This window comes from Pseudonocardia cypriaca (assembly GCF_006717045.1).
Classification (GTDB): Bacteria; Actinomycetota; Actinomycetes; order Mycobacteriales; family Pseudonocardiaceae; genus Pseudonocardia; species Pseudonocardia cypriaca.
The window spans coordinates 1052452-1076003 of record NZ_VFPH01000001.1 but is presented as its reverse complement, the minus strand read 5'-3'; the positions used below and the strand labels follow the sequence as shown (position 1 = coordinate 1076003).

Genomic DNA, 23552 nt, shown 5'->3' with positions numbered 1-23552 from the left:
GCGTCTGGTCGGGCGGGCGCGCGGTCAACGGCCCGCGGGTGCGGACTGGCAGGCGGGGCAGAGGCCCCAGTACACGACCTCGGCCTCGTCGATCACGAAGCCGCCGTCGTCGGCCGCGGTCAGGCAGGGAGGCTCCCCGACCGCGCAGTCGACGTCGCGCACGGTCCCGCACGAGCGGCACACGAGGTGGTGGTGGTTGTCGCCCACGCGGGCCTCGTAGCGGGCGACCGAGCCGGCCGGCTGGATGCGGCGGACCAGACCGGCGTCGGTCAGGGCACGCAGGACGTCGTACACGGCCTGGTGCGACACCGACCCGAGCCGCGCCCGGGTCGCCGCGAGCAGCGTCTCGGTGTCGGCGTGCGGGTGCTCCTGCACCGCCATCAGCACCGCCTTGCGTGGCGCGGTGACCCGCAACGCGGCGTCTCGAAGGAGACGCTCGGCCTGCTGGGGGTTCTCCACAACACCGATCTCAACACAAAGAACGGACTGGATCAAGTCCAGAAGAGGCCGTGTCGGAACTCCCACCACATCCGCTCAGAGGAGTTCGCTCACCCCGTCACCCGGGCATGACGCCCCCGACTCCCCGGCGCCCGCCCCGCGGCGAACCGCTTCCGCACCAGCACCCACGCGGTCACCGTGGCGAGGGCGAACAGCACCCCCGCGATGAGGACGTAGAGGTACACGCCGGTCGCCGAGTTCTGCGGGGCGCCGTCCACCACGGTGGCGGTGGCGTTGAGCACCGCCGTCGAGGCGACGGTGACGACGACACCTCCGAGGGAGAGCATGACCGACACCAGACCGGAGACCACGCCGTGCCGCTCGGGCGGCGCGAGGGCGGTCGCCAGGTTGAACCCGGAGGTGCCGACCGCGCCTGCGGCCATCCCGAGCAGCCCGACCGAGGCGATCGCGATCGGGAACGACGACACCCCCGCCAGCATCCCGAAGGTTGCGACCGTCCCGATCGCGATACCGCCGAGGAGGGTCCGTGCGGGGCCGATCCGGCCGGCGAGCCACCCGGCGAACGTGCCACCGAGCACGATGCCCGGTGCCGGTGCCGCGAACAGCAGCGCGACCGGACCGGCGTCGCCCAGCCCGTACCCGAGCCCCAGTCGTGGCGACACCTCGGCGATGAGGCCCGTCAGCTGCAGCACGCTCTGGAACGAGCCCGCGGCGAGCACCACGGCCAGCAGGGTCAGCACGAGCGGCCTGCTCAGCGCCCGGAGGTCGACGATGGGCTCCTCGACCCGCAGGGCCAGGACCACCCAAGCGGCGAGGGCGGCGACACCGGCCACGAGCAGGACGATCATGCCCCCGGTCAGCCACCCGAGCTCCTGCCCGAGGCTGATGTAGCCGAGCACCGCCGCGAGGCCACCCCCGAGCAGCAGCGCCCCGACCACGTCGACGCTGCCGCTGCTGCGGATCGGCGACTCCGGGACGAACAGGCGAACGCACAGCCCGGCAGCCGCGGCCAGGGCGACCGACACGACGAACACGCTCTGGAAGCCGAACCGATCGATGAGCGGGGTCATCAGGAACGGCTCGACGATCCCGATGACCGCGGAGGCGGACGTCACGATCCCGATGGCGGTCATCGCCACCCGCGGGGCGCTGATCTGGCGCGTGAGCGCCACCGTGAGGAACACCACGGCCATCGCAGAACCCTGGAGGAGCCGCCCCACCAGGAAGACCCCGAGGTCGGTCGCGACGAGGCAGATCACCGAGCCCGCGCCCGAGACGAATATCGTCGCCAGTAGCACCCGGCGCTTGCCGAAGATGTCGGCGCTCTTCGCGAGCAACGGTGACCAGATGGCTCCCGCCAGCAGCGCGCTCGCGTTCAGCCACGCGGCCTGGTCCGTCTCGAAGTGCTCGAGCATCTGCGGCAGGACCATCAAGGGAGTGGTGACGGCCGTGTCGGCCATGCGGTTGGCGAGGGTGAGAACGGCCAGCCAGCAGATGAGGCGCCCGCTCCACCGGCGCTCCTCGACCACCCGAGGCAGCACGACCGTCGCGTCATCCGCCGACGGGTTCTCCCCTGCTGCGGGGCGGGTGGAGGTGGTCCGTGCGGGCGGCGTGTTCCATTCACGGCGAGCGTCGCGTGCGCCGCGGCCCGCAGCCTGCGTTCCGCCGGGGAACAGGTGCCTGCCGCGCTGCGGGTGGCTCACCGTGCTGCGGCGTTCGACGCTCGAAGGCGCTCGTTGCGCGCGGCGATGGCCTCCCAGGTGAGCGGCGTCTGGCGCTCGCGGCCCTGCTCGACCCGCTCCTGGGCCGCGGTGACGTACGGACGCTGCCGGGCCTCGTACCGTTCGAACGCGGCGGCGTGGTCCGCTCCGCACCGTTCCAGCTCCTCGGCGAGGAACCAGGCGCCGGTGAGCGCGAGCGAGGTGCCCCGGCCGGAGAGGAAGGCCGCGCAGTGCCCGGCGTCCCCGACGAGGGCGACGCGGCCGTGGTGCCAGGACGGCATGTGGATCTGGCTCGCGGAGTCGAAGAAGAGCTCGGGGTCGGCGCGGGCCGCGTCGAGCAGCTGGGGGATCTTCCACGACGTGTGGCCCGCGAAGGCGTCGACGAGGATCTTCTTCTGGGCGTCCAGGTCGCGGTGGTCGAAGTCGAGCCACTCAGAGCGGAAGGTGAACGACGCCAGCGCCATGCCCTTGAACCGGGCGATGCCCACCATCCGGCCGGGGACGTTGTACAGGGTGACGCCGTCCGGCCCGGTCTCGCCGGGGAGGTTGGCGAGTGCGATGTAGACACCGAGGTGGCGCAGGTAGTCCTGCTCGGGCCCGAACACCAGCCCGCGTACCGCGGAGTGCTGGCCGTCGGCACCGAGCACCAGGTCGTACCGTTCGGCGCGACCGGACCTGAAATGCACGTCGACGCCGTCGCCGTCGTCGGTCAGCGCCTCCATCGAGTCGCCGAAGCGGATCGTCGCCGTGTCCGGGAGCGCGTCGGCGAGGATGTGCACCAGGTCCCCGCGGGCGATCTCGATGTCGTCGTCGGAGTCGCTCACCACCGCCATCGGGATGCTGGCCACCGGCCGACCGTCGGCGTCGACGAACTGGTTGGCCTCGCTCATCCGGATCCGCTGTTCTCGGACCTTCGCGAGCAGGCCCATCCGGTCGACGATCTCGATGGCGTCGCCCCGGATGTCGATGGGTGTGCCCTTCACCCGCAGCCTGCGGGCGTACTCGACGACGGTGACGTCGTGGCCGCGGGCGCCGAGGTCGAGTGCGCCGGCGAGCCCGGCGACGCCGGCTCCGGACACGAGGATCTTCACGGTAGGGCCTCCGTCGGCTACTAAAACAACAATCTGTTGCTTTAACCGACCGTACGCGCCACCCTCGTACACCCGCAACGCGGGCTCGACGACAATCAGCGCCCGAGCCGACGGCAGGAGGTGAGCCACTGATGGCCAGCACCGTGGACCGGCCGTCAGCGCGTCGTCCCGGTGGTCGCACCGCGCGGGTGCGAGCGCAGATCCTCGCCGCGACCGCCGAGCTCGTCGCGCGCGACGGCATCGCGGGCTTCCGCTACGAGGAGGTCGCCGAGCTCGCCGGCGTGCACAAGACCAGCGTGTACCGCAACTGGCCCGACCGCGAGGAGCTGGTCGTCGAGGCCCTGCTGGCGTACGCCGACGACCTCGGGTCGGTCGCCGACACCGGCGATCTCCGCAGGGACCTGGTCGACTTCCTGATGGCACTCGCGGAGAGCCTGGGCAGGCCGACCGCTCGGGCGCTCCTGCTGGCCACCCAGGCCACCCACGAGAGCCCGGCCGTCCGCCGGGCGGCGACCAGGATCCTCGAAGTGCGCGCCGCGGGCATGGGGCGCCGGGTGGACCTGGCCGTCGACCGCGGCGAGCTGCCGCCGGTCGACCGCTCCCTGTTCGGCGAGATGCTCTCCGGGCCGGTGCACCTCATCGTGAACCGCGGCATACGCCCGTTCACCCGCGCGGACGCGGAGCGCATCGTCGACGTGGTGCTCGCAGGCATCCGGGCCACGACACCCCACACCTGAACGCCCACCTGCGCCCCACCGCGGGATATGTGGCTGTGGCATGGCGCGATGCCCTGGGGGTCTTGGCCCGTTCGCCGCAGTTCGGATCTTCTGGAGGAGGTCGCGGTAGCGGGCCAGACGATCCGCAACGCGCTGTTCGAGAGGCCGATCACCGGCACGACGCTGATCCCGGCGATCAGCGGCTCCGGCAGGTGCGGGCGGGCGAGGAAGCCGATGCCCTGACCCGCCGACCGCGGGGAGCTATCCGCCACGTGGCGGGTGGGACCGGGCGAGGCCGGAGCGGAGCTCCCGTCAGGCGGGCGGCCAGTTCACCAGGGCAGCGTCGGCGACCCGGCGCAGCTCGTCGCGGCCTACGCCGCTCGCGGCCTGGACGGCGATCCCGCCCGACACGGTCATGACGAACCGGGCGAGCAGTCGCGGGTCGGACGTCGGCGGCAGGTCCCCCTCGTCCCGGGCTCGCCGGAACCTGTCCTCCAGGCGCGAGCACCCGTCGTTGCGCCAGTCGGCCAGGAAGTCCCGGACGGCCCGGTCCGCGGGCGCGGCGGCCAGCGCCCCCTGGACGGTGAGGCACCCGGCCGGCAGGCCGGGGCCGGTGGTGGTGTCGACCGTGCCGTACAGGAACGCGGTGGCCACCGCCCTTGCGGTCGGCTCCTCGAGCGCGCGCGTCGCGTAGACGGCCGGCCCTGCCGAGTAGCGCTGCAGCGCCTTGCGGAACAGGTCCTCCTTGTTGCCGAAGGCCGCGTACATGCTCGTGCGGGTGATGCCCATCGCCGCGGTCAGGTCGGTGAGGCTGGCCCCCTCGTAGCCCTGCTCCCAGAACACCCGCATCGCGCGCTCGAGGGCCTCGTCCACGTCGAACTCCCGCGGCCGGCCGATCGTCGCCCTCCGGGCACCCGTCATGACGCCGAGCATAGTCCCGGCAGCGTCGGACCTCCGCCGTGCTACGTTCCTTCTGTACCGATCGGTGCTTAAATTTTGGGAGGTCACAGGCCATGGGTCAGTTCGAGGGCAAGACAGCGGTTGTGACCGGTGGCAGCAGCGGGATCGGCCTGGCGACCGCGGAGCGACTCGCGGCGGAGGGCGCGCACGTGTTCGTCACCGGGCGGCGCGAGACCGAGCTGCAGAAGGCCGTCGCCGCGATCGGCAACGCCACCGCGGTGGCAGGGGACGTCAGCGTCGCGGCCGACGTCGACCGCCTGTACGAGCGCGTGCGCGAGCGCGGGAACGGCCTGGACGTGCTGTTCGCCAACGCGGGTATCAACCACCTCGCGAGGTTGGACGAGCTCACCGAGGAGGACCACGACCGGATCTTCGACATCAACGTCAAGGGCACCTTCCTCACCGTGCAGAAGGCACTCCCCCTGCTCAACGACGGCGCATCGGTGATCCTCACCGCCTCCACCAGCGCCGAGAGCGGCACAGAGCGCTTCGGCGCCTACGGGGCGTCGAAGGCGGCCGTGCGGGCCTACGGGCGCACCTGGGCCAACGAGCTCGTCGGTCGAGGCATCCGGATCAACGTGATCTCACCGGGCCCGGCCGACACCCCGCTGTTCGATCTCTTCGGCGAGCGCGCCGAGGAGATGAAGGCGGCGATCGGGGCCGCACTGCCCGCCAAGCGGATCGCCGACCCGGGCGAGATCGCCGCCGCGGTGCTCTTCCTCGCCTCGCAGGAGAGCAGCTTCGTCTACGGCGCCAACCTCTACGTCGACGGCGGGATGAACCAGATCTGACCCGGACCGTCCGTCCCCAACCTCGCAGCACACGCCGAACATCGGAACCGAGGAACGAATGAGTGAGCAACTGGCGGGCAAGGTAGCCGTGATCACCGGCGGCACGAGCGGGATCGGGCTGGCCATCGCCCGTCGCTTCGTAGCGGAGGGCGCGCAGGTGTTCGTCACAGGGCGCCGTCGGAGGCAGCTCGACACGACTGCAGCCGAGCTCGGATCGCAGGCCGTCGCCGTGCAGTGCGACGTGGGTGACCTGGCCGACCTCGACCGGCTCTACGACGTCGTGAAGGAGCGGGCGGGCCGGATCGACGTCCTGGTGGCCAATGCCGCCGGCGCCACCACCGCCGCTCTCGGCGACATCACGGAGGAGCAGTTCGACGCCATGTTCGCCACCAACGTGAAGGGGGCCGTCTTCGGCGTGCAGAAGGCGATGCCGCTGTTGTCGCCGGGAGCATCCGTGGTCCTGATCGGATCGACCACGTCCGTGCGTCCGGATCCGGGTCTGGAGGTCTACGGCGCCACCAAGGCAGCGCTGCGCAACTTCGCGCGCAGCTGGACGCTCAACACGAAGGCGAACGGCTTCCGGGTGAACGTGCTGAGCCCGGGGCCGACCAGGACACCCGCGCTGCTCGGTCTCGTGCCCGAGGACGAGCAGACCGCGTTCGTGGACCGGTTCGCCGACGCAGTGCCGCTCGGGCGCATCGGTGATCCAGACGAGATCGCCGAGGCCGCGACACTCCTGGCGTCGGACGCCGCCACCTACGTCAACGGCGCCGAGTGGTTCATCGACGGTGGGTACGCACAGGTCTGAGTCCCCGACACCTCACTCCGACGCCCTTGCCTGGTAGCGGGCGGTCCAGGGAGTTTCCCTGGGTCGGAGTAGCCCGGGCCGCGGCAGTGTGAGCGGGGCAGGCACGGACTCCCGTGCCGGTGCTCACGAAGACGAGGAGCTCTGGCTGTGGACATGAAACTCGAGGTCGTCGTCGTGCCCGTCTCGGACGTCGACCGGGCCAAGCAGTTCTACAAGGCGCTGGGCTGGCGGGAGGACGCCGACTTCGTCGCCGACGAGGACTTCCGCATCGTGCAGCTGACGCCGCCGGGTTCGGCGGGTTCGATCCAGTTCGGCGTCGGCGTCACCTCCGCGCAGCCCGGCTCCCTACGAGGCATGTACCTCGTGGTCGACGACATCGAGGCGGCCAGGGCCGAGCTCGCGGAGCGCGGCGCCCGGGTCAGCGAGGTCTTCCACGAAGCGGGGCTGGGGGCGCGGTTCCGGCCCGCGGGGGCGGCCGGGCGGGTACCGGGACCGAGCCCGGAGCGACAGACCTACGGGTCGTTCGTGACGTTCGACGACCCGGACGGCAACGGCTGGATCGTGCAGGAGATCACCACCCGCCTGCCGGGCCGGGACTGAGGACGCCGCGATGGACGTGACGAGCCTGGCCGAGCTCCTGCGCGAGGCCGAGGAGCAGCACGGGCGCTACGAACCGTCGGCTCCGAAGCACCACTGGGCCGACTGGTACGCGGCCTTCATCGTGGCCCGCCGGCGGGGCCGAGCTCCGGACGAGGCGTACGCCGACGCGTCCGCGGTCCTGGAGGCGGCGCGCCGATGAGCGACTACGACGTGATCGTCCTCGGTGGTGGAGCGCCCGGGGAGCACTGTGCCGCGGCACTGGCCGCTGGCGGCCTGCGCGTCGCCGTCGTCGAGCGCGAGCTGCTCGGCGGCGAGTGCTCCTACTGGGGCTGCATCCCGTCCAAGACCCTGCTGCGCCCGGGCGAGGTGCTCGCGGCGGCGCGCACCGCGCCGGGCGCCCGGGAAGCGATCACCGGGGCCATTGACGTCCCGGCGGCTTTGGCCTGGCGCGACTTCATGGTGTCGAACTACGACGACGCCGGACAGGTCGCGTGGGCGCGCGGCGCCGGGATCGACGTCGTGCGCGGGCACGGCCGCCTCGACGGCCCGGGCACGGTCGTCGTCGACGGCACGACCCACACCGCCGAGCACGTCGTCGTCGCCACCGGCTCCGACGCGGCGATCCCGCCCGTGCCCGGCCTCCGCGAGCTGCCGGGTGTGTGGACCGACCGCGAAGTCACCGGGCTGACCGAGGTGCCACCCCGGCTCCTCGTGCTCGGAGGCGGACCCATCGGCGTCGAGATGGCACAAGCGATCTCTCGGCTGGGTGCGTCGGTCACGCTCGTCGAGCGCGGTGATCACCTGCTGCCGCGGGAACCGCGACGTCTCGGGGAGGGCGTCGCCGAGGCACTCCGGGGCGACGGCGTCGAGCTCCGGTTCGGCCGCGCGCCGACGGCGGCCCGCCGGGACGGCACGGAGTACGTCCTGGAGTTCGCGGACGGGTCAGAGGCCCGCGGCGACCGCCTCCTCGTCGCGACCGGGCGGCGTCCCCGGGTCGTGGACATCGGTCTCGAGACGGTCGGCATCGCGGCCGACCCACGCGGGATCGCCGTGGACGCCCGGATGGCTGCCGGACCGCGGCTGTGGGCGATCGGTGACGTCACCGGGCTGTGGCAGCTGACCCACGTCGGCGAGTACCAGGGGCGCGTGGCGGCCTCGAACATCCTCGGCCGACCCCGCGAGGCGCACTACGAGGCGGTCCCCCGCGTGATCTTCTGCGATCCCCAGGCCGCGTCGGTGGGCGAGGCCGACGGACCGTTCGTGGTGACCGTCGCGCTCGCGGGGATCCCCCGGACGTCGACCTACACGCGGGCCTACGACACGCAGCCCGGCTTCCTGACCCTGGTCTCGGACGGCGCCCGGCTCACCGGCGCCCACGCACTGGGTCCGGAGGCGGGCGAATGGCTCCAGCAGGTGACCCTGGCCATCCGCGCCCGTACCCCGCTGCCGGTCCTGCTCGACGTCATCCAGCCGTTCCCGACGTTCTCCGAGGCGGTCTTCCAGGCGCTGCGCGAGCTCGACGCCCTGGTCGACCGCGCCGGGAGCGCGGTCGGCGCCGCATCGGCCGGTTGAGAAGACGGAGGCGGCCGTGGAGTGGCTCTACCCGTGCTACTGGTCCGCCCCCGTCGATCCGGCGGCCTGGTGGGGCGCCCGCCACCGGACGCTGGATCCGAAGACCTCGACGTCCCCGACATCGGAAGGCACCATGACCACTCTCACCGGTAGTGCGACCGCCGTGCGAAAGCCGAGCCTGCTCGGGCAGACCGTCGTCGTCATCGGCGGTAGCTCCGGGATCGGGCTCGAGACGGCCCGGTCCGCCCGCGCCGAAGGCGCCCAGATCGTCCTCACGGGCCGGGACCCGGAACGCCTCCGACACGCCGCAGCCGATCTCGGCGCGCAGCGGCACGCGGCGTTCGACGCCCACGACCCCGACCACCTCGACGCCTTCTTCCGGTCCCTTCCGGCGCCCGTCGACCACGTCCTGGTCACCGCGGGCGGCCCGTACTACGCGCCGCTGGCCGACATGGACGTGGCGGACGCCACCCGCTACGTCGCCGACCACGTCCGGCTCACCCTCGAGGTCGCCCGGCACGCGGCCCGGACGGTGCGGCCCGGCGGCGCGCTCCTGCTCATGAGCGGAACCGGTGGCAGGCGGCCGGCTGTCGGGATCAGCCTCACCGCACTCCTCACCGCGGGGCTGCCGGCGCTCACGGCCAACCTGGCGCTCGAGCTCGCGCCGGTCCGCGTCAACCTCGTCGCAGCCGGCTTCGTGGACACGCCCCTCTCGGCGTCCTTGCTCGGCGATGACCTCGACGAGCGCCGCGCGCACCTCCGCGCCACCCTTCCGATCCGCCGCGTCGTCGTGCCGGAGGACGTCGCCGCGCTCGCCGTGCACATCATGGCCAACACGGCCCTGACCGGCGCGACCTTCGACGTGGACGGCGGCCAGCAGGTCATCTGAGCCGGCGACGCGGAAACACCCCTCCTCCACCACCGCACTTGCAGGGAAGGCCCGCATGAGCACCATGCCGATCAGTGGCGTGCCGATCAGTGGCGTGCCGATCAGTGGCCCGACGCCGACCGCCACCTCCGGAGCGTGGTCACGCTCCTGGAGCCACCTGCGCGTCACCCGCCGGAGCCCGGGCTACTGGCACGTCACCTTCGACCACCCTCCGATCAACACGATCACCGCGACCACGGTCGCCGAGCTCGCCGAGCTCGTCGGCCTGATCGAGCGGGATCCCGACCTCAAGGTCGTCGTCTTCACCAGCGCCGACGCCGAGTTCTTCCTCGCCCACTACGACGTGGAGAACGACCCCGGTAGAACCGCGGCGCTGGGAGTCGGGCCGACCGGGCTGCCAGCGTGGTCGGATCTCCTCCTCCGCCTGTCCCGCGCCCCGGTGGTCAGCATCGCCGCGATCCGGGGGCGCGCCCGCGGTGCGGGGAGCGAGTTCGTGCTGGCCGCCGACCTGCGGTTCGCCTCCCGCGAGAACACGGTGCTCGGCCAGTTCGAGGTCGCGATCGGCGTGGTCCCCGGGGGCGCCCCGATGGCCCGGCTCGCCCGCCTCGTGGGTCGCGGCCGTGCACTCGAGATCCTGCTCGTCGCCGACGACGTCGACGGACCGCGCGCCGAGCAGTACGGGTACGTCAACCGCGCGATCGACGACGACCGGCTCGACGCCGAGGTCGACGCGATGGCTTCCCGGCTGGCTCGCTTCGACCACGAAGCGATCGCGCGTACCAAGTCCTACGTCGACCGGGTGACCCTGCCCGCCGAGAGCGAGCTGGCAGGTCCCGTGGCCGACTTCCGCGAGCTGTTCGGGCGCCCCGCACAACAGGCGCAGTGGGCGCGGCTGCAGGCTCTCGGGCTCAACTCCGACAGCGACGTCGAACGATCTCTCGGCCGGCGCGTGGTCGACTCGATCCCGACGGATCGGCCGGTCGTCACCGATGGCTCGAGCCATCGCGTTCCCGGAGACGGCCCCGCATAGGACGTCGCGCTCCCGCTCGGCCCCCGATGCTCGCCCCTCGAAGCGGTCTTTCGGATCGCACTCCGTAGGCACCCCGCCCGCTCGCCCCTAGGCTGGCAGTCCCCCCGCGCGACCTGCGGCCCGACCGGGTCGGCGGATCGCCCGGGGGATGTCACCGCTTGCGGCAGAAGGCGGAGGATGGGGCAGCAACGGGGGAAGGGCTTCCGGGGAGACGGCACCGGGCTGCTCGGGCGACGGGCGGAGACCGCCGCCCTCGACCAGATGATCGCGGCCGTGCGGGACGGCGAGAGCCGCGTGCTCGTGGTGCGCGGCGACGCCGGTGTCGGGAAGTCCGCGCTCCTCGACCACGTGGCGAGCTCGACGACGAACGTTCGCGTCCTGCGCGCCGCCGGCGTGGAGTCCGAGATGGAGTTGGCGTTCGCCACCTTGCACCAGTTGTGCATGCCGCTGCTCGATCGCCTGTCGCACCTCCCGGATCCGCAGCGCGAGGCGCTCCAGACGGTGTTCGGGGTCCGAGCGGGAACCCCACCGGATCGCTTCCTGGTGGGCCTGGCCGTGTTGAGCCTGATGTCGGACGTCTCGGAGGACCGCCCGCTGCTGTGCGTGATCGACGACGCCCAGTGGCTGGATCGGGCATCGGCGCAGGTGCTCGGCTTCGTCGCACGCCGGCTGCTGGCGGAGTCGATCGCCCTCGTGTTCGGCACCCGGCAGCCCGGCCCCGAGCTGCGCGGTCTGCCGGAGCTCGAGGTCACCGGGCTACCCGTCGCCGACGCTCGTGCGCTGTTGGAATCCGCCACCCCCTCCAGGCTCGACCAGCACATACGGGACCGGATCGTGGCCGAGAGCCGGGGCAACCCACTCGCCTTGCTCGAGCTGCCGCGCGGGCTGACCGTGACCCAGATGGCGGGCGGGTTCGGCCTGCTGCAGGCCGGCACGCTGCCCGGGCACATCGAGCAGAGCTTCCTGACGCGGATCGAGGCACTGCCGGCGGACTCCCGGCTGTTGCTGCTGGTCGCGGCAGCCGAGCCGGTCGGCGACCCCGCCCTGGTGTGGCGCGCGGCGGAGCGGCTCGGGGTGACGCCGGCCGAGGCCGTGGCGGGCGGGACCGACGGCCTGCTGTCGGTGGATGCACGGATGAGCTTCCGCCACCCGCTCGTGCGGTCGGCCGTGTACCGGGCTGCGGACTCGGCGGATCGGCGAGCAGTGCACTCGGCGCTGGCAGCGGTGACCGACGCACGGGCGGATCCCGATCGTCGCGCGTGGCACCTCGCCGCGGCCGCGGTGGAACCCGACGATGCGGTCGCGGCGGAGCTCGAGCAGTCCGCCGACCGGGCCGAGGCACGTGGCGGGCTCGCAGCCGCGGCCGCATTCCTGCAGCGCTCGGCCGAGCTGACGCCCGACCCGGCGCAGCGCACCGATCGTGCCCTGTCCGCGGCCCAAGCCGGTCTGGCGGCCGGTTCGTTCGGGACCGCGCTCGAACTGCTCGACAGAGCAGAGGCCGGTGCGCTCGACGAGTTCGGGCGGGCGCGCATCGACCTGCTGCGTGCGGGAGCCGCGTTCGCGCAGCGGCGCGGCAGCGACGCACCGCCGCTGCTGTTGCGCGCTGCGCAGACCTTGGAGCCGCTAGACGCCAGGCTCGCCCGGGACACCTACCTCGACGCGTGGAGCGCAGCGCTGTTCGCGGGGCGGTTGGCCACGACGGGCGACATGCGAGAGGTGTCCCGAGCGGCCAGGGCCGCACCGCGGCCGGCGGGCTCGACACGTGCCTCCGACCTGCTGCTCGACGGTTTCGCGGTGCTGTTCACCGAAGGGCGCGGCAGGGGGGTTCCGTTGCTGAAGCAGGCCGCGAGCACGTTCGCCGGCGACGACGTCTCGATCGCGGAGGTGCTCCGCTGGGGCTGGCTCGCGACGGCGGCGGCCGCTGCCGCATGGGACTTCGATACCTGCATGGCAACCGCCACCCGCCAGGTCGAGGTGGCCCGCGACGCAGGCGCACTCGCGGTTCTCGCCGTCGGCGTCAACGTGTTCGGCCAGGTTGCGGCGCTGGCCGGTGACTTCGCCCGAGCGTCGTCGCTCAAGGCGGAGGCCGATGCGGTCCGGGATGCCACCGGCACGCAGGTCGCGCACTACGGCGCGTTGGTGCTGGCCGCGCTGCGCGGTCGGGCGAGCGAGGCGTTCCCGCTCGTCGACGCCACGGTCGCGAACGCGACGGCGGAGGGCCAGGGCACCGCCGTCCAGTACGCGCACTGGGCCAGATCGGTCGTCCTGAACGCCGTCGGCCGCTACGACGAGGCTTTCGTGGCGGCCGAACTCGCCGCCGACGACACCCCGGAGCTGTTCGTGTCGGCGTGGGCGCTGACCGAGCAGGTCGAAGCGGCTGCCAGGAGCGGCAACGACCGTGGCGCGGCCGAGGCGCTGGAGCGGCTGCAGGACAGCACCCGCGGTACGGACGAGCTGTGGGGCCTCGGCATCGAGGCGCGCTCCCGGGGCCTGGTGAGCGATGGCGCGGGTGCCGAGGCCGCTTTCGTCGAGGCCGTCGAGCACCTGAGCCGTACCCGGCTGCGGCCGGACCTCGCTCGCACCCACCTCCTGTACGGCGAGTGGCTGCGCCGCCAGGTCCGCCGATCCGATGCCCGGACCCAGTTGCGCACCGCATACGACATGTTCGTCTCCACCGGGATGGAGGCGTTCGCGGAACGTGCCCGCCGTGAGTTGCGCGCGGCCGGGGAGACGGTCCGCAAGCGCTCCGAGTCCGCGGCGAGCGACGAGCTGACCGCGCAGGAGCGGCAGATCGCGCTGATGGTGCGGGACGGCATGACGAACCCGGAGATCGGCGCCCGGCTGTTCCTCAGCCCGCGCACCGTCGAGTGGCACCTGCGCAGGGTCTTCACCAAGCTCTCGATCAGCTCACGACGACAGCTCCGCGATGTGCTGCCGACCAATGGGATGGAGACGGCTTCCGCCTAGCGCTCGTGCTCCACGCGACCGATCGCGTGGCACAGCGTCGGTCCCCCATCGGCGCTCCGGTGGCTCGCCCATCCACGGATCGGGAGGTCGTGGATGTCCCTCCGGCGACGCGGAACCGTGGGCGGCACACGCACCACCCGACGGAGGAGCACCACATGACGAACGAAGCGGCCACCTCGGACTCGCGCGAGCTCCCGGTCGAGAACGAGCCGGTGAGCCTCGCGGTGGCCGTCCGCCAGGCCGTGGTGCGCTCGGGCGGCTGGACCGGGATCGCCGTCGCCGCCGCTCCCACCGCTGCGTTCGTCATCGCCAACGCCGTCGGCGGGATGACCTGGGCGTTCATCGCCCTGGCGGTGTCCGCTCCGGTGGCGTTCGGGGTGCGCCTCGTGCGCCGGGAGTCCCCGAGAGCGGCGCTGGTCGGCCTCGTCATCGCAGCCGTGTGCGCGCTGGTCGCCGCCCTCACCGGGGAAGCCAGGGGCTTCTTCCTCGTCCCCACGCTGCTCCCAGCAGCCACGGGGCTGCTCTTCCTCGGCTCGGTGCTCATCGGCCGGCCAGTGACGGGGCTCGCGCTCAACCGACTGGCCGGTGGGCCCCGCGACTGGCGCCGGCACGCCCCGCTGCGGCGCGTCTACGCCGCCACCTCCTGGGTCGGGGCCGGCATCTGCTTCGCCAACTTCGTCGTCCGCACGGTGCTCTACGTCACCGACCAGCTGGCGGCACTGGCCGCCGTCGAGATCGGCACCGTGCCGGTGCCCTTCGCCATGGCCGCCTTCACCGTCGCCGCCGCCCGCCGCGCGATCCGCGCGACGGCGGTTTGATCCGCGGCGCCTTCCGAGGGGTCACCGGGAGACGCGAAGCAGCGGGAGCACGTTCTCGGAGACCTCCGTCAGCAGAGCACGCGGCAGATCGTAGGACCCGACGTGCTGCAGGAACACCGCGTCGACCCCGGCCGCGCGCACGCTCGCGAGCCGGTCGACGATCTCGGCCGGTGTGCCGTAGAGGCAGAACTCCCGGGCGAAGGCGGTGGCAGCTGCGTCCGGGACGTACGGGTCGCACACCCGCACCGCTGCCTCCCAGTCCTCGGCGTGCACCAGGTCGGGGTAGACGCCGGGCAGGTGCTCCGGCACGTCCACGTGGACGCCTGCCAGCGCGAGGAAGGGCGCCCCGCCGTTCTGGGCGATCCGCGCGCAGATCGGCTTGAGCTCCCGGGCGACGCGCGGCACGTCGTCCGTCACCCGGCAGAACGCGGACACCGTCATCGGCACCCCCCATCGCCCGGCGGCGTGCGCTCCGTCCTGGACGCGGGCGGTGGCGGCGGCCAGCGGGCCGGCGGCCACCCCGGAGAGCAGGATCGCGCCGTCGGCGATCTCGCCCGCGAGCCGCAGGTTGCGCGGCCCGCTGGCCGCGAGGTGGATCGGCACGTCAACGGGGTCGCGTAGCCGAGCCGATGCCCCACCGAAGTCGACAGCGGCGCCCGCGAGCAGGCTCCGCACGATCGCGAGCCGCTCGCGCAGCTCGGCGCCGGTGGACGCCCGCAGTCCCACCGGAGCGACGGCGCTGTCCCCGACTCCGACCCCGAGCACGAACCGGCCGGGGGCGAGCTCGCCGACGGTGCGCGCCGCCGATGCGAGGACCGCGGGGTGCCGGGTGACGACGTTCGTGACCGCCGTGCCGAGCCTGATCCGCGAGGTCGCGGCCGCCGCGGCGGCGGCGACGGCGAACACGTCGCGCCACAGCAGCTGCGAGTCGGGGAACCAGACCTCGTCGAACCCCGCCCGCTCCGCGTCCAGCGCGAGCGCGGCGATCTCCGGCACCGGGGCGCAGGGCGGGATGCGCAGGCCGACCCTCATGTCAGCACCTCCTCGTACGACGTACGGTACGGTTTAGCACAAGGGGGTTCGATGGTGAGGGAGTCGAAGCGATCGGGGCGCGAGACCGCGCTCTCGGCCGACCGGATCATCGAAGCCGCGCTGCGCATCTCCGATGCGGAGGGCGACATCGATCGGCTCACGGTGCGCCGGCTCGCGGCCGACCTGGGCGTCGGCACGATGTCGCTCTACAGCTACTTTCGCAGCAAGGACGAGATCCTCGACGGGATGGCCGACCACGTCCTCGGCCGGATGCAGCTGCCACCCGAGCCGGACGCCGGGCCCGCCGGCGCGCTGCGGACCGTCGGTCACGCCTTCCTGGCGCTGATGCGCGAGCACCCGTCCGTCATGCGGCTCTTCGCGACCCGCGTCACCAGCAGCCGCGTTGCACTGCGCGGAGCGATGGAAGCCGCTCTGGCGCGCCTCGTCGACGCCGGGATCCCGGGCCAGCAGGCGGCGCGGTGCTACGGCTTCCTCCTGACGTACGCGATCGGCTTCGCCAGCTACCAAAAGCCCCGCCCGTGGGGCCGCGGCGACCGGGCGGCGAGCGCCGAGGAACGCCGCCAGCGCACGCACTTCTACGCGTCCCTGCCCATCGACGAGTTCCCGCACGTCGTCGAGCTCGCCGGGGACATCGCCGGCCTGCCGTCCGACGAGCAGTTCGACGCGGGCCTCGAGGCCTACATCGACGCCACCCTCCGGACCCTGCAGCACGCCCGGGCCTGAGGTCGTTCCGGCCACCGGACCGGACTCCTTGACCCCGTGCGGCGGACCGTACACGGTACGGCAACTCTCCCGATGCCGGGTGAACACCCGTCGTCGGTCTCGGACCGCGGTTCCGGAGGAACCAATGACCACCACGCCCCCGCAACGCACCCCCGTCAAGGCAGTGCTGGCCAGCTGGCTCGGCACGGTCATCGAGTTCTACGACTTCTTCATCTACGGGCTGGCATCGTCACTGATCTTCGCCCGGCTCTTCTTCCCCTCCTTCGACCCGCTGGTCGGCACCCTCATCTCGCTCTCGACGTTCGGCGTCGGCTACGTCGCCCGCCCGCTCGGAGCGATCGTCTTCGGGCACTTCGGCGACCGGCTCGGCCGCAAGTCGATGCTGGTCGTGACGCTCACGATGATGGGCGCCTCGACGTTCGCGATCGGCCTGCTTCCCACCTACGCGACCGTCGGGGTGCTCGCGCCCGTCCTGCTGGTCACCCTGCGGATCGTGCAAGGCCTCTCGCTCGGCGGCGAGTACGGCGGGGCCGTGCTGATGACCGTGGAGCACACCCCGGAGCGGCGCCGCGGTCTCGTCGGCTCGTTGCTCAACACCGGCGCAGGCGTCGGCACGCTGACCTCGAACCTCGCGTTCCTCGCGGTGCTGCAGCTGCCCGAGGAGGCGCTGCTGAGCTGGGGCTGGCGGATCCCGTTCCTGATCAGCGCGGTGCTGGTCGTCGTCGGCGTCGCCGCGCGAGTCACGCTCGCCGAGAGCCCGGCGTTCGTCGCCGTGCAGGACAGCGGCGAGGTGCGCCGCCTGCCGATCCTCGACGTGCTCCGCTCGGACTGGCAGCGGGTGATCCTGGTGGCGCTCGGCACGGTCGGCGCGGGTGTCGTCGTCACGATGACGACCGTCTTCTCGCTGGCCTACGGCCGGGAGGCGCTGGGGCTGACCAACAGCGCCATGCTCGGGGTGCTGCTCCCCGCGGTCGTGGCGACCCTCGTGTTCCCGCCGCTCTTCGGGCCGATCGCCGACCGGATCGGGGTCCGCACGGTGTTCCTCGCCGGCGCGGCCGGCATGGTGGTCCTCCCCTTCGCGTGGTTCGCGCTGCTCGACACCCGCCAGTACGGGCTCATGCTGCTCGGCTTCGTGCTGCTGTTCCTGCCGTACTCGGCCAACTACGCCATGTTCCCGGCCTACTTCTCGCAGGTCTTCCCGCCCGCCCTGCGGTACAGCGGCATGTCACTCGGGTTCACGATCGGCACGATCGCCGGCAACGCCTTCGCCCCCGCGATCGCCACCTCGATCCTGGGCCGCACGGGTAGCTGGGTGGGCATCGCCTGGTACATGGCCGGGATGGCGGCCGTGTCGTTCATCGCGGCCGTCCTCATGCCCATCCGGGACACCGCGGGTGAACCCGCCCAGCCGACCACGGCGCTCGGCACGGCGACCGCGTGACCCACCGGCTCGAGGTCAACGGTGCGCCGTTCGACGTTCGGGCGTCCGGGCTCGAGCCGCTCTCGCGGGTTCTGCGCGAGCAGCTCGGGCTGACCGGCACGAAGGTCGCGTGCGGCCGCGGCGAGTGCGGTGCCTGCACCGTGCTCGTCGGCGGCCGCCCGCGGCTGTCGTGCACCGTGCCCGCGGTGCTCGTCCGCGAGCCGGTGCGCACGGTCGAGGACCTCGCCGACGAGACGGCGCAGCTGCGCGCGGAGTTCGCCGACCGCGGCGCCTTCCAGTGCGGGTTCTGCACGCCCGGCCAGGTGGTGACCGCTTGGGCCGTGCTGCGGGACGAGGCCGACCGGCCGGCCGACGGGCGGCGGGAACGCGTCGCACACGCCATGTCCGGCGTCCTCTGCCGGTGCACCGGGTACCAGGCGATCACCGCCGCGATCTGTCACGTGGCGGAGACGCCGGACGAGCCCACGGGCTCGCCATGAGGCACGTCGAGCGAGCTTGCGAGCTCACCACGAGGCGGGGCATCGGCGACCGCGTCCGGCCCATCGACTGGGACGTCCGCAGCACGGGGCGGGTGCCCTACACGGCGGACCTCGTGGCTTCCGCGACCGCAACCGGCCGGCCCCCGCTGCACGGCGCCGTCCTGCGCTCCCCGCACCCCTTCGCCGAGATCCGCGGCATCGACACCGCTGCCGCTCGCGCGCTCCCCGGGGTGCACGCCGTCCTCACCATGGCCGACTTCGCCCCCGGTATCCGCTACGTCCACCGCGGCGGGCCGCTGTCGGACCGGCCGCCGCTCGCGGACGGGGTGGTCCGGCACGTCGGTCAGGAGGTCGCGGCCGTCGCGGCCGAGACCCCGGAGATCGCGCGTGCCGCGCTGCGCGCGATCCGGGTGCGCTACCGACCCCGTCGGGCGCCGCTCACGGTGCAGGCCTCCCGCCTGCCGAGCGCCCGCCGGCTCCACCCGCGAACATCCCCGGAGCCGAACGTGTCGATGCTCCTCGAAGGGCGCTGGGGCGATCCGGGAGCAGCAGACGCGGCGGTGACCGTCACCGGCCGCTTCACCTACCCGAGCGTCGCGCACGCGTGCATGGAGCCGAACACGACGTTGGCGTCCTGGGACGCCGAGCGCGAGGTCGTCGAGCTGTGGACGTCGACGCAGGCGCCGTGGTTCATCGCCAAGGAGGTCGCGCACCTCATGGGCCTGCGCCATGATCAGGTCGTGTGCCGGGAGGTCGCCGTCGGCGGCGGGTTCGGGTCGAAGTCGAAGGCGTCCGAGCACGAGGTGCTCGCGGCGGCGCTCGCCCGCGCCGCCGGGCGACCGGTGCTGGTCGAGCTGGACCGGGCCGAGGAGTTCGGGGCGAACAAGCCGCGCCACCGCTTCGAGACCGTGCTGCGCACCTCGGCCGACGCCGACGGGGTGCTGCGGGAGTTCGACGCGGACGTCCTGGTGGACAACGGCTCCTACAACCACATGGGCACCTCCGTCCTGCGGGTCGGTCTGATCACCCTCGGCTCGATGTACCGGCCGGACGGGGTCCGCTTCACCGCACGGCTCGTCGACACCGCCACCCAGCCGGGCGGGCAGTTCCGCGGCTACGGCACGCCGCAGGTGTCGCTCGCGATGGAGAGCCAGGTCGACGAGATCGCCGAGCGGCTCGGGATCGACCCCGTCGAGCTGCGCCTGCGCAACCTCCCGCCCGAACACGCGACGACGCTCTGCGGGTACCGGGTCACCACCAACCGACTCGGCGACTGCCTGGTCGCGGTCCGCGACGCGCTCGACTGGGATCGCGCGCGGGCCGGACGGCGCGCCGATCGCGGCTGGGGCGTCGCCGCGGGCGCCCACGGGTCCGGCGCCTACGCCTACGAGATGGCGAACCGCAGCGACGCGGCGGTCGACCTCTTCGCCGACGGCCGGGTCCGCGTGCGCCACGGCAGCGCCGACGCCGGCACCGGGCAGAACACCATCCTCGCCCAGATCGCGGCGTTCGAGCTCGGCGTCGACCTCGCCGACGTCTCGGTGCTGTCGACCGACGGCGAGCAGACGCCGTTCGAGCTGGGCGCCTGGTCGTCGCGGGGCACGCACATGACCGGCTCGTCCGTCGGGCAGGCGGCCCGGGAGCTCGCCGACCGGCTGCGCGGGCTCGCGGCGGCGAAGCTCGGCACCGACGACGTCCGGCTGCGCGGCGGCTCGGCCGTGGCACCCGACGGCACGTCGGTGGCGCTCGGCGACCTCGTCCCGCTGGCCGAGGACAGCAGGCCCGACCCGGACGGCGCGCTCGTGCTCCCCCACGAGACGTCCTACCGGCTCGAGGGCACCGAGATGCTCTCTCCCGAGAAGAGCACGGCGAACCTCTCCCCCACCTACGCCTTCGCCGCCCACGGCGCCGTCGTCGACGTCGACCGGCTGACCGGGCAGATCCGGGTGGTCGACTACGTCGCCGCGCATGACGTCGGCACCGCGATCAACCCGACGGCCGTCGAGGGCCAGATCGTCGGTGGCGCGGCGATGGGAATCGGGGCGGCGCTGGGCGAGGAGCTCGTCCGCGAGGGCGGGCGGGTGGTGAACGCCGGCTTCCTGCACTACGCGCTGCCGCGCAACGCCGACCTGCCCTCGATCCGGCCGATCATCGTCCCGGGCCACGACGAGGCCGGCCCGTACGGGGCCAAGAGCGTCGGCGAGATGTCGATCATCCCGCCGGGCGCGGCGATCGCCAACGCGGTGCACGATGCGGTCGGCGTGCGGCTGCGGGAGCTGCCGCTGACGCCCGACAAGGTGCTTTGCGCCCTGCGCCGGCACGAGGGATGGCCGGCGCGCAGGCACCGGATCTGGCGCCGCCCCGCCCGCTGGTGGATCGCGGCGATCCGGGCTGCCTACCCGCTGGGCCTGCACCGGCTGCTGCACGCGCTGGGCAGCCGGTTCGGTCCGGCGGCCCGCGCCCGTCGCCGCATCGCGGACCCGCCCGAGCCGGAGATCCACGTGCCGAAGACCCTGGCCGAGGCAACCGCGCTGCTGGCGGCCCCGGGCGCCGCTCCGCTCGGCGGGGCGACCGACGCCCTCGTCGAACGCAGGGCCGAACCCCGTCCGGCGCCCGTGCTCGTCTCCGTCGCGTCGGTGACCGAGATGCGGCGCATCACCCGCGACGACGCCGGCCTGCGCATCGGCGCGGCCGTCCCGCTCGCCGACCTGGCCGCCCACCCGGACGTCCCGCCGGTCGTGGCCGAGGCGATCGCCACCATCGCGTCCCCACAGGTGCGCAACGCCGCGACGGTGGGCGGGAACCTCGTGCAGGCCAAGCGCTGCTGGTTCTTCCGCAACGGCTTCGACTGCTACAAGCGGAACGGACCGCTGAGCCCCTGCTACGCGGTCACCGGCGACCACCGGTTCCAGCACGCCGTGGTCGACGGGCACCGCTGCCAGGCGGTGACCCCGTCGGACCTCTCGACCGTGTTCCTCGCGCTCGATGCCGCGGTGGAAATCGACTCTGGGGAGATCGACTCTGGGGAGACCGACCGCGGCCGGACCGTGCCGGTCTCCGCGTTCTACACGGGGCCCGGAGAGACCGTCCTTCGCCGCGGAGAACTGGTCACCGCGGTCACGGTTCCCACCTCCGCGCTCGTGCGAGCGTCGGCCTTCACGAAGCTCGCCCTGTACACGGGTGACTTCGCCACCGCGTCCGCGGCGCTGTCGGTCGACCGGGCACCCGGCGGCACGTGGCGCGACGTCCGCCTCGTCCTCGGCGCGATCGCACCCGTCCCGTGGCGGCTCACCGCCGTCGAGGACGCACTGCGCGGCACCGCACCGGACGCGGCGAGCGTGCGCCGCCACGTCGACGCCGTCCTCGACGCGCACGCCCACCCGCTCGCGCACAACGCGTGGAAGCTCGATGCCGCCACCGGCCTGGTCGTGCGCGCCGTTGAGGCGCTCGCGGCCCAGCAACGGATGAAGGAGCAGCGATGACACGGACGCAGGACGGGATCGGCTCGGTCACGCTCGACGAGGTCCTCGCCGAGCTGGCCGAGCGCCGGGACGAGTTCCGCGAGCAGCGCTACGTCTCCCCGGACTTCGTCGCGCGGCTCAAACAGCTCGGCATCTACCGCTCCGCGACGCCGCAGCGGTTCGGCGGGGAGACGATGCCACCGGCGCGGTTCCTGGACCTGATCGAGCGGATCTCGGCCGTCGACGGCTCCACCGGCTGGGTCGCGAGCTTCGGCTCGCAGCTGGTCTACCTCGGATCCCTGCCACTCGAAGCGCAGGCGGAGCTGTACGCCGACGGTCCCGACGTCGTCTTCGCGGGCGCGCTGTTCCCGGTCCACCACGCCACCCCCACCGACCGCGGGTTCCTCGTCAACGGCCGCTGGAAGTTCGCCAGCGGCTGCATGGCGGCGGACATCGTCTGCGTCGGCATCCAGGGTGACGACACGACCTCCGGCAAGCCGCGCGGAGCGCTGGTGCGCCCGGATCGTCTGGAGATCGTGCAGGACTGGGACGTCATCGGCATGCAGGGCACCGGCTCCTTCGACCTCGTCGCCGTGGACGTCGAGGTCGACCGGGAGTGGACGTTCATCCGGGGTGGGGAGCCGGTGATCGACGAGCCGCTCTACCGGTATCCCGCGATCACGTACGCCGCGCAGGTGCTCTCCGTGGTCTCCGCCGGGGTCGCCAGGGCCGCGCTCGACTTCGCGGAGGAGGTCGGCAGCGGCCGGGCGAGCATCACCGGCGCCCCGAAGCTCGCCGACCGCGCCTACTACCGCGCCGGTATCGCCGAGGCCGAGGCCACGCTGCGGTCGGCGCGGGCCTACTTCTACGAGGTCACCGGCGAGGCCTGGCAGGCGCTCGTCGACGGCGGCGAGGTGAGCGACGTGCAGAACGCCCACCTGCGGCTCTCCGCGGCCCACCTCGCCCGGACGGCCGCGCAGGTGGTCCACCAGGTCGTCTCGCTCTCCGGCACGGCCGCCATCCGCCGGGACCACCTGTTGCCCGCCCTGCTGAACGACGCTCTCGTCCCGCAGGAGCACGCGTTCCTCAGCCCGGCGATCTACGACGCCGCGGGCGCCGTTCTCATGGGCCAGGCGCCCACCGTCCCGGCCTTCAGGTGAGCAGCCTCGTGCGGCACGGGTTCGCCGACACCCGGCACGGCCAGGTCCACTACGTCGAGCACGGCACCGGTGATCCGGTGGTGCTGCTGCACCAGACGCCGCGGTCGTGGGACGAGTACCGCGACGTCCTGCCGCTGCTCGGGGCGAACCACCGGGCGATCGCGATGGACACCCTCGGCTTCGGCGCGTCCGCCCGGCCGGCCGACCCGTGGACGATCGAGCTGTTCGCCGCTGGGGTCCTCGACCTGTGCGACGCGGTGGGCCTCGACCGCGTCTCCGTCGTGGGGCACCACACCGGCGGCGTGATCGCGGTCGAGGTCGCCGCCGCGGCGCCGGAGCGGGTGCACGGCCTCGTGCTCTCCGCGACCCCGTTCGTCGACGCAGCACGCCGGCACCGGGTCGCCACGTCCCGGCCGCCGATCGACCACGTGGTGCCCGCAGCGGACGGCTCGCACCTCGGGCAGCTGTGGGCCAACCGCGCCGGCTTCTACCCGCCCGACCGGCCCGACCTGCTCGACCGCCTCGTGCGCGACGCCCTCGCCGTGCTCGACCGGGCCGAGGAGGGCCACGTCGCGGTGAACCGCTACCGCATGGAGGACCGCATCGGCCTCGTGCGGGCCCCGACGCTCGCGATCTGCGGCGAGCTCGACACCTTCTCCCTGCCCGACCTGCCCCGGATCGCGGCGGCGATTCCCGGCGCCCGCACCGCGGTGCTGCCGGGCACCGGGGTGCCGGCGGTGGACCATCGGCCGGAACAGTTCGCCGCCGTCGTCGGCGAGTTCCTCGCTTCGCTACAGCTGACCGAGGGGTGAT

The 23552-nt window shown here is 73.1% G+C and carries 21 protein-coding genes; 16 read left to right on the top strand and 5 right to left on the bottom strand.

What is annotated here, in order from left to right; all coding sequences use genetic code 11:
- Positions 1-24 precede the first annotated feature (24 nt).
- The 3 genes from FB388_RS05020 to FB388_RS05010 form a co-directional block, all read right to left on the bottom strand.
- Positions 25-459 carry a Fur family transcriptional regulator gene (locus FB388_RS05020; RefSeq protein WP_281290378.1) on the bottom strand — a complete coding sequence of 145 codons (435 nt, stop codon included), beginning with the start codon at positions 457-459 and terminating at the stop codon, positions 25-27.
- A gap of 89 nt (positions 460-548) precedes the next feature.
- The gene (locus tag FB388_RS05015) at positions 549-2000 is read right to left on the bottom strand and encodes an MFS transporter (RefSeq protein WP_246121621.1); all 1452 of its coding nucleotides are present in this window, start codon (positions 1998-2000) and stop codon (positions 549-551) included.
- Between the two features lie 158 nt (positions 2001-2158).
- On the bottom strand, positions 2159-3271 hold the full coding sequence (locus FB388_RS05010) for an FAD-dependent monooxygenase (RefSeq protein ID WP_142097520.1): 1113 nt from the start codon (positions 3269-3271) through the stop codon (positions 2159-2161).
- Between the two features lie 131 nt (positions 3272-3402).
- On the opposite strand from FB388_RS05010, the gene FB388_RS05005 reads away from it, so the two are divergent.
- Positions 3403-4008, top strand: coding sequence for a TetR/AcrR family transcriptional regulator (locus FB388_RS05005; RefSeq protein WP_142097517.1), 606 nt, complete (start codon positions 3403-3405; stop codon positions 4006-4008).
- 291 nt (positions 4009-4299) lie between these two features.
- On the opposite strand, the gene FB388_RS05000 is transcribed toward FB388_RS05005, so the two are convergent.
- A complete protein-coding gene (locus FB388_RS05000; protein ID WP_142097514.1) occupies positions 4300-4908 on the bottom strand; it encodes a TetR/AcrR family transcriptional regulator in 609 nt (202 codons plus the stop codon).
- A 92-nt stretch (positions 4909-5000) separates the two neighbouring features.
- Here FB388_RS05000 and FB388_RS04995 point away from each other — a divergent pair, with 92 nt between their 5' ends.
- The 9 genes from FB388_RS04995 (at position 5001) to FB388_RS04955 (ending at position 14422) form a co-directional block, all read left to right on the top strand.
- On the top strand, positions 5001-5738 hold the full coding sequence (locus FB388_RS04995; protein ID WP_142097512.1) for an SDR family NAD(P)-dependent oxidoreductase: 738 nt from the start codon (positions 5001-5003) through the stop codon (positions 5736-5738).
- Between the two features lie 58 nt (positions 5739-5796).
- Complete coding sequence (locus FB388_RS04990) at positions 5797-6546, top strand: SDR family NAD(P)-dependent oxidoreductase (RefSeq protein ID WP_142097509.1); 750 nt, start codon at positions 5797-5799, stop codon at positions 6544-6546.
- 153 nt (positions 6547-6699) lie between these two features.
- Positions 6700-7146 (top strand): VOC family protein, encoded by a 447-nt coding sequence (locus tag FB388_RS04985; protein WP_142102589.1) that lies wholly within the window; start codon positions 6700-6702, stop codon positions 7144-7146.
- Positions 7147-7156: 10 nt separating this feature from the next.
- The gene (locus FB388_RS04980) at positions 7157-7345 is read left to right on the top strand and encodes a bleomycin resistance protein (protein ID WP_142097506.1); all 189 of its coding nucleotides are present in this window, start codon (positions 7157-7159) and stop codon (positions 7343-7345) included.
- Positions 7342-8718 (top strand): dihydrolipoyl dehydrogenase family protein, encoded by a 1377-nt coding sequence (locus FB388_RS04975; protein WP_142097504.1) that lies wholly within the window; start codon positions 7342-7344, stop codon positions 8716-8718. Before FB388_RS04980 ends, FB388_RS04975 begins: the two co-directional genes overlap by 4 nt.
- A 133-nt stretch (positions 8719-8851) precedes the next feature.
- Positions 8852-9607 carry an SDR family oxidoreductase gene (locus FB388_RS04970; protein ID WP_142097501.1) on the top strand — a complete coding sequence of 252 codons (756 nt, stop codon included), beginning with the start codon at positions 8852-8854 and terminating at the stop codon, positions 9605-9607.
- A gap of 55 nt (positions 9608-9662) precedes the next feature.
- Entirely contained in the window at positions 9663-10637 is a 975-nt protein-coding gene (locus FB388_RS04965; RefSeq protein WP_142097499.1) for an enoyl-CoA hydratase/isomerase family protein, read from the top strand.
- Between the two features lie 177 nt (positions 10638-10814).
- Complete coding sequence (locus FB388_RS04960; RefSeq protein ID WP_142097496.1) at positions 10815-13604, top strand: helix-turn-helix transcriptional regulator; 2790 nt, start codon at positions 10815-10817, stop codon at positions 13602-13604.
- Positions 13605-13759: 155 nt separating this feature from the next.
- Positions 13760-14422: a DUF3159 domain-containing protein gene (locus FB388_RS04955; RefSeq protein WP_142097493.1), complete on the top strand. Its 663-nt coding sequence runs from the start codon at positions 13760-13762 to the stop codon at positions 14420-14422.
- Between the two features lie 21 nt (positions 14423-14443).
- On the opposite strand, the gene FB388_RS04950 is transcribed toward FB388_RS04955, so the two are convergent.
- A complete protein-coding gene (locus FB388_RS04950) occupies positions 14444-15454 on the bottom strand; it encodes an LLM class flavin-dependent oxidoreductase (protein ID WP_142097491.1) in 1011 nt (336 codons plus the stop codon).
- A gap of 51 nt (positions 15455-15505) precedes the next feature.
- Between FB388_RS04950 and FB388_RS04945 the strand changes: the two genes are divergently transcribed.
- The 6 genes from FB388_RS04945 to FB388_RS04920 all read left to right on the top strand — a co-directional run bounded on the left by FB388_RS04945 (position 15506) and on the right by FB388_RS04920 (position 23551).
- Positions 15506-16198: a TetR/AcrR family transcriptional regulator gene (locus tag FB388_RS04945; RefSeq protein ID WP_142097486.1), complete on the top strand. Its 693-nt coding sequence runs from the start codon at positions 15506-15508 to the stop codon at positions 16196-16198.
- Positions 16199-16322: 124 nt separating this feature from the next.
- Positions 16323-17639: an MFS transporter gene (locus tag FB388_RS04940; protein ID WP_142097483.1), complete on the top strand. Its 1317-nt coding sequence runs from the start codon at positions 16323-16325 to the stop codon at positions 17637-17639.
- On the top strand, positions 17636-18118 hold the full coding sequence (locus FB388_RS04935; protein WP_142097480.1) for a (2Fe-2S)-binding protein: 483 nt from the start codon (positions 17636-17638) through the stop codon (positions 18116-18118). Before FB388_RS04940 ends, FB388_RS04935 begins: the two co-directional genes overlap by 4 nt.
- Complete coding sequence (locus tag FB388_RS04930) at positions 18115-21600, top strand: molybdopterin cofactor-binding domain-containing protein (protein WP_142097477.1); 3486 nt, start codon at positions 18115-18117, stop codon at positions 21598-21600. The genes FB388_RS04935 and FB388_RS04930 overlap by 4 nt, the downstream gene beginning before the upstream one ends.
- The gene (locus FB388_RS04925) at positions 21597-22739 is read left to right on the top strand and encodes an acyl-CoA dehydrogenase family protein (protein ID WP_211361770.1); all 1143 of its coding nucleotides are present in this window, start codon (positions 21597-21599) and stop codon (positions 22737-22739) included. The genes FB388_RS04930 and FB388_RS04925 overlap by 4 nt, the downstream gene beginning before the upstream one ends.
- On the top strand, positions 22736-23551 hold the full coding sequence (locus FB388_RS04920) for an alpha/beta fold hydrolase (RefSeq protein ID WP_142097474.1): 816 nt from the start codon (positions 22736-22738) through the stop codon (positions 23549-23551). Before FB388_RS04925 ends, FB388_RS04920 begins: the two co-directional genes overlap by 4 nt.
- Position 23552: the final 1 nt, after the last annotated feature.

What these genes read in the sequence shown, in the direction of transcription:
- FB388_RS05000 (WP_142097514.1), bottom strand. Translation starts at nt 4,908, where the DNA reads ATGACGGGTGCCCGGAGGGCGACGATCGGCCGGCCGCGGGAGTTCGAC.
- FB388_RS04990 (WP_142097509.1), top strand. Translation starts at nt 5,797, where the DNA reads ATGAGTGAGCAACTGGCGGGCAAGGTAGCCGTGATCACCGGCGGCACG.
- FB388_RS04980 (WP_142097506.1), top strand. Translation starts at nt 7,157, where the DNA reads ATGGACGTGACGAGCCTGGCCGAGCTCCTGCGCGAGGCCGAGGAGCAG.
- FB388_RS04965 (WP_142097499.1), top strand. Translation starts at nt 9,663, where the DNA reads ATGAGCACCATGCCGATCAGTGGCGTGCCGATCAGTGGCGTGCCGATC.
- FB388_RS04925 (WP_211361770.1), top strand. Translation starts at nt 21,597, where the DNA reads ATGACACGGACGCAGGACGGGATCGGCTCGGTCACGCTCGACGAGGTC.
- FB388_RS04975 (WP_142097504.1), top strand. Translation starts at nt 7,342, where the DNA reads ATGAGCGACTACGACGTGATCGTCCTCGGTGGTGGAGCGCCCGGGGAG.
- FB388_RS05005 (WP_142097517.1), top strand. Translation starts at nt 3,403, where the DNA reads ATGGCCAGCACCGTGGACCGGCCGTCAGCGCGTCGTCCCGGTGGTCGC.
- FB388_RS04940 (WP_142097483.1), top strand. Translation starts at nt 16,323, where the DNA reads ATGACCACCACGCCCCCGCAACGCACCCCCGTCAAGGCAGTGCTGGCC.
- FB388_RS04970 (WP_142097501.1), top strand. Translation starts at nt 8,852, where the DNA reads ATGACCACTCTCACCGGTAGTGCGACCGCCGTGCGAAAGCCGAGCCTG.
- FB388_RS04945 (WP_142097486.1), top strand. Translation starts at nt 15,506, where the DNA reads ATGGTGAGGGAGTCGAAGCGATCGGGGCGCGAGACCGCGCTCTCGGCC.
- FB388_RS04950 (WP_142097491.1), bottom strand. Translation starts at nt 15,454, where the DNA reads ATGAGGGTCGGCCTGCGCATCCCGCCCTGCGCCCCGGTGCCGGAGATC.
- FB388_RS04985 (WP_142102589.1), top strand. Translation starts at nt 6,700, where the DNA reads ATGAAACTCGAGGTCGTCGTCGTGCCCGTCTCGGACGTCGACCGGGCC.
- FB388_RS04960 (WP_142097496.1), top strand. Translation starts at nt 10,815, where the DNA reads ATGGGGCAGCAACGGGGGAAGGGCTTCCGGGGAGACGGCACCGGGCTG.
- FB388_RS04955 (WP_142097493.1), top strand. Translation starts at nt 13,760, where the DNA reads ATGACGAACGAAGCGGCCACCTCGGACTCGCGCGAGCTCCCGGTCGAG.
- FB388_RS04995 (WP_142097512.1), top strand. Translation starts at nt 5,001, where the DNA reads ATGGGTCAGTTCGAGGGCAAGACAGCGGTTGTGACCGGTGGCAGCAGC.
- FB388_RS04930 (WP_142097477.1), top strand. Translation starts at nt 18,115, where the DNA reads ATGAGGCACGTCGAGCGAGCTTGCGAGCTCACCACGAGGCGGGGCATC.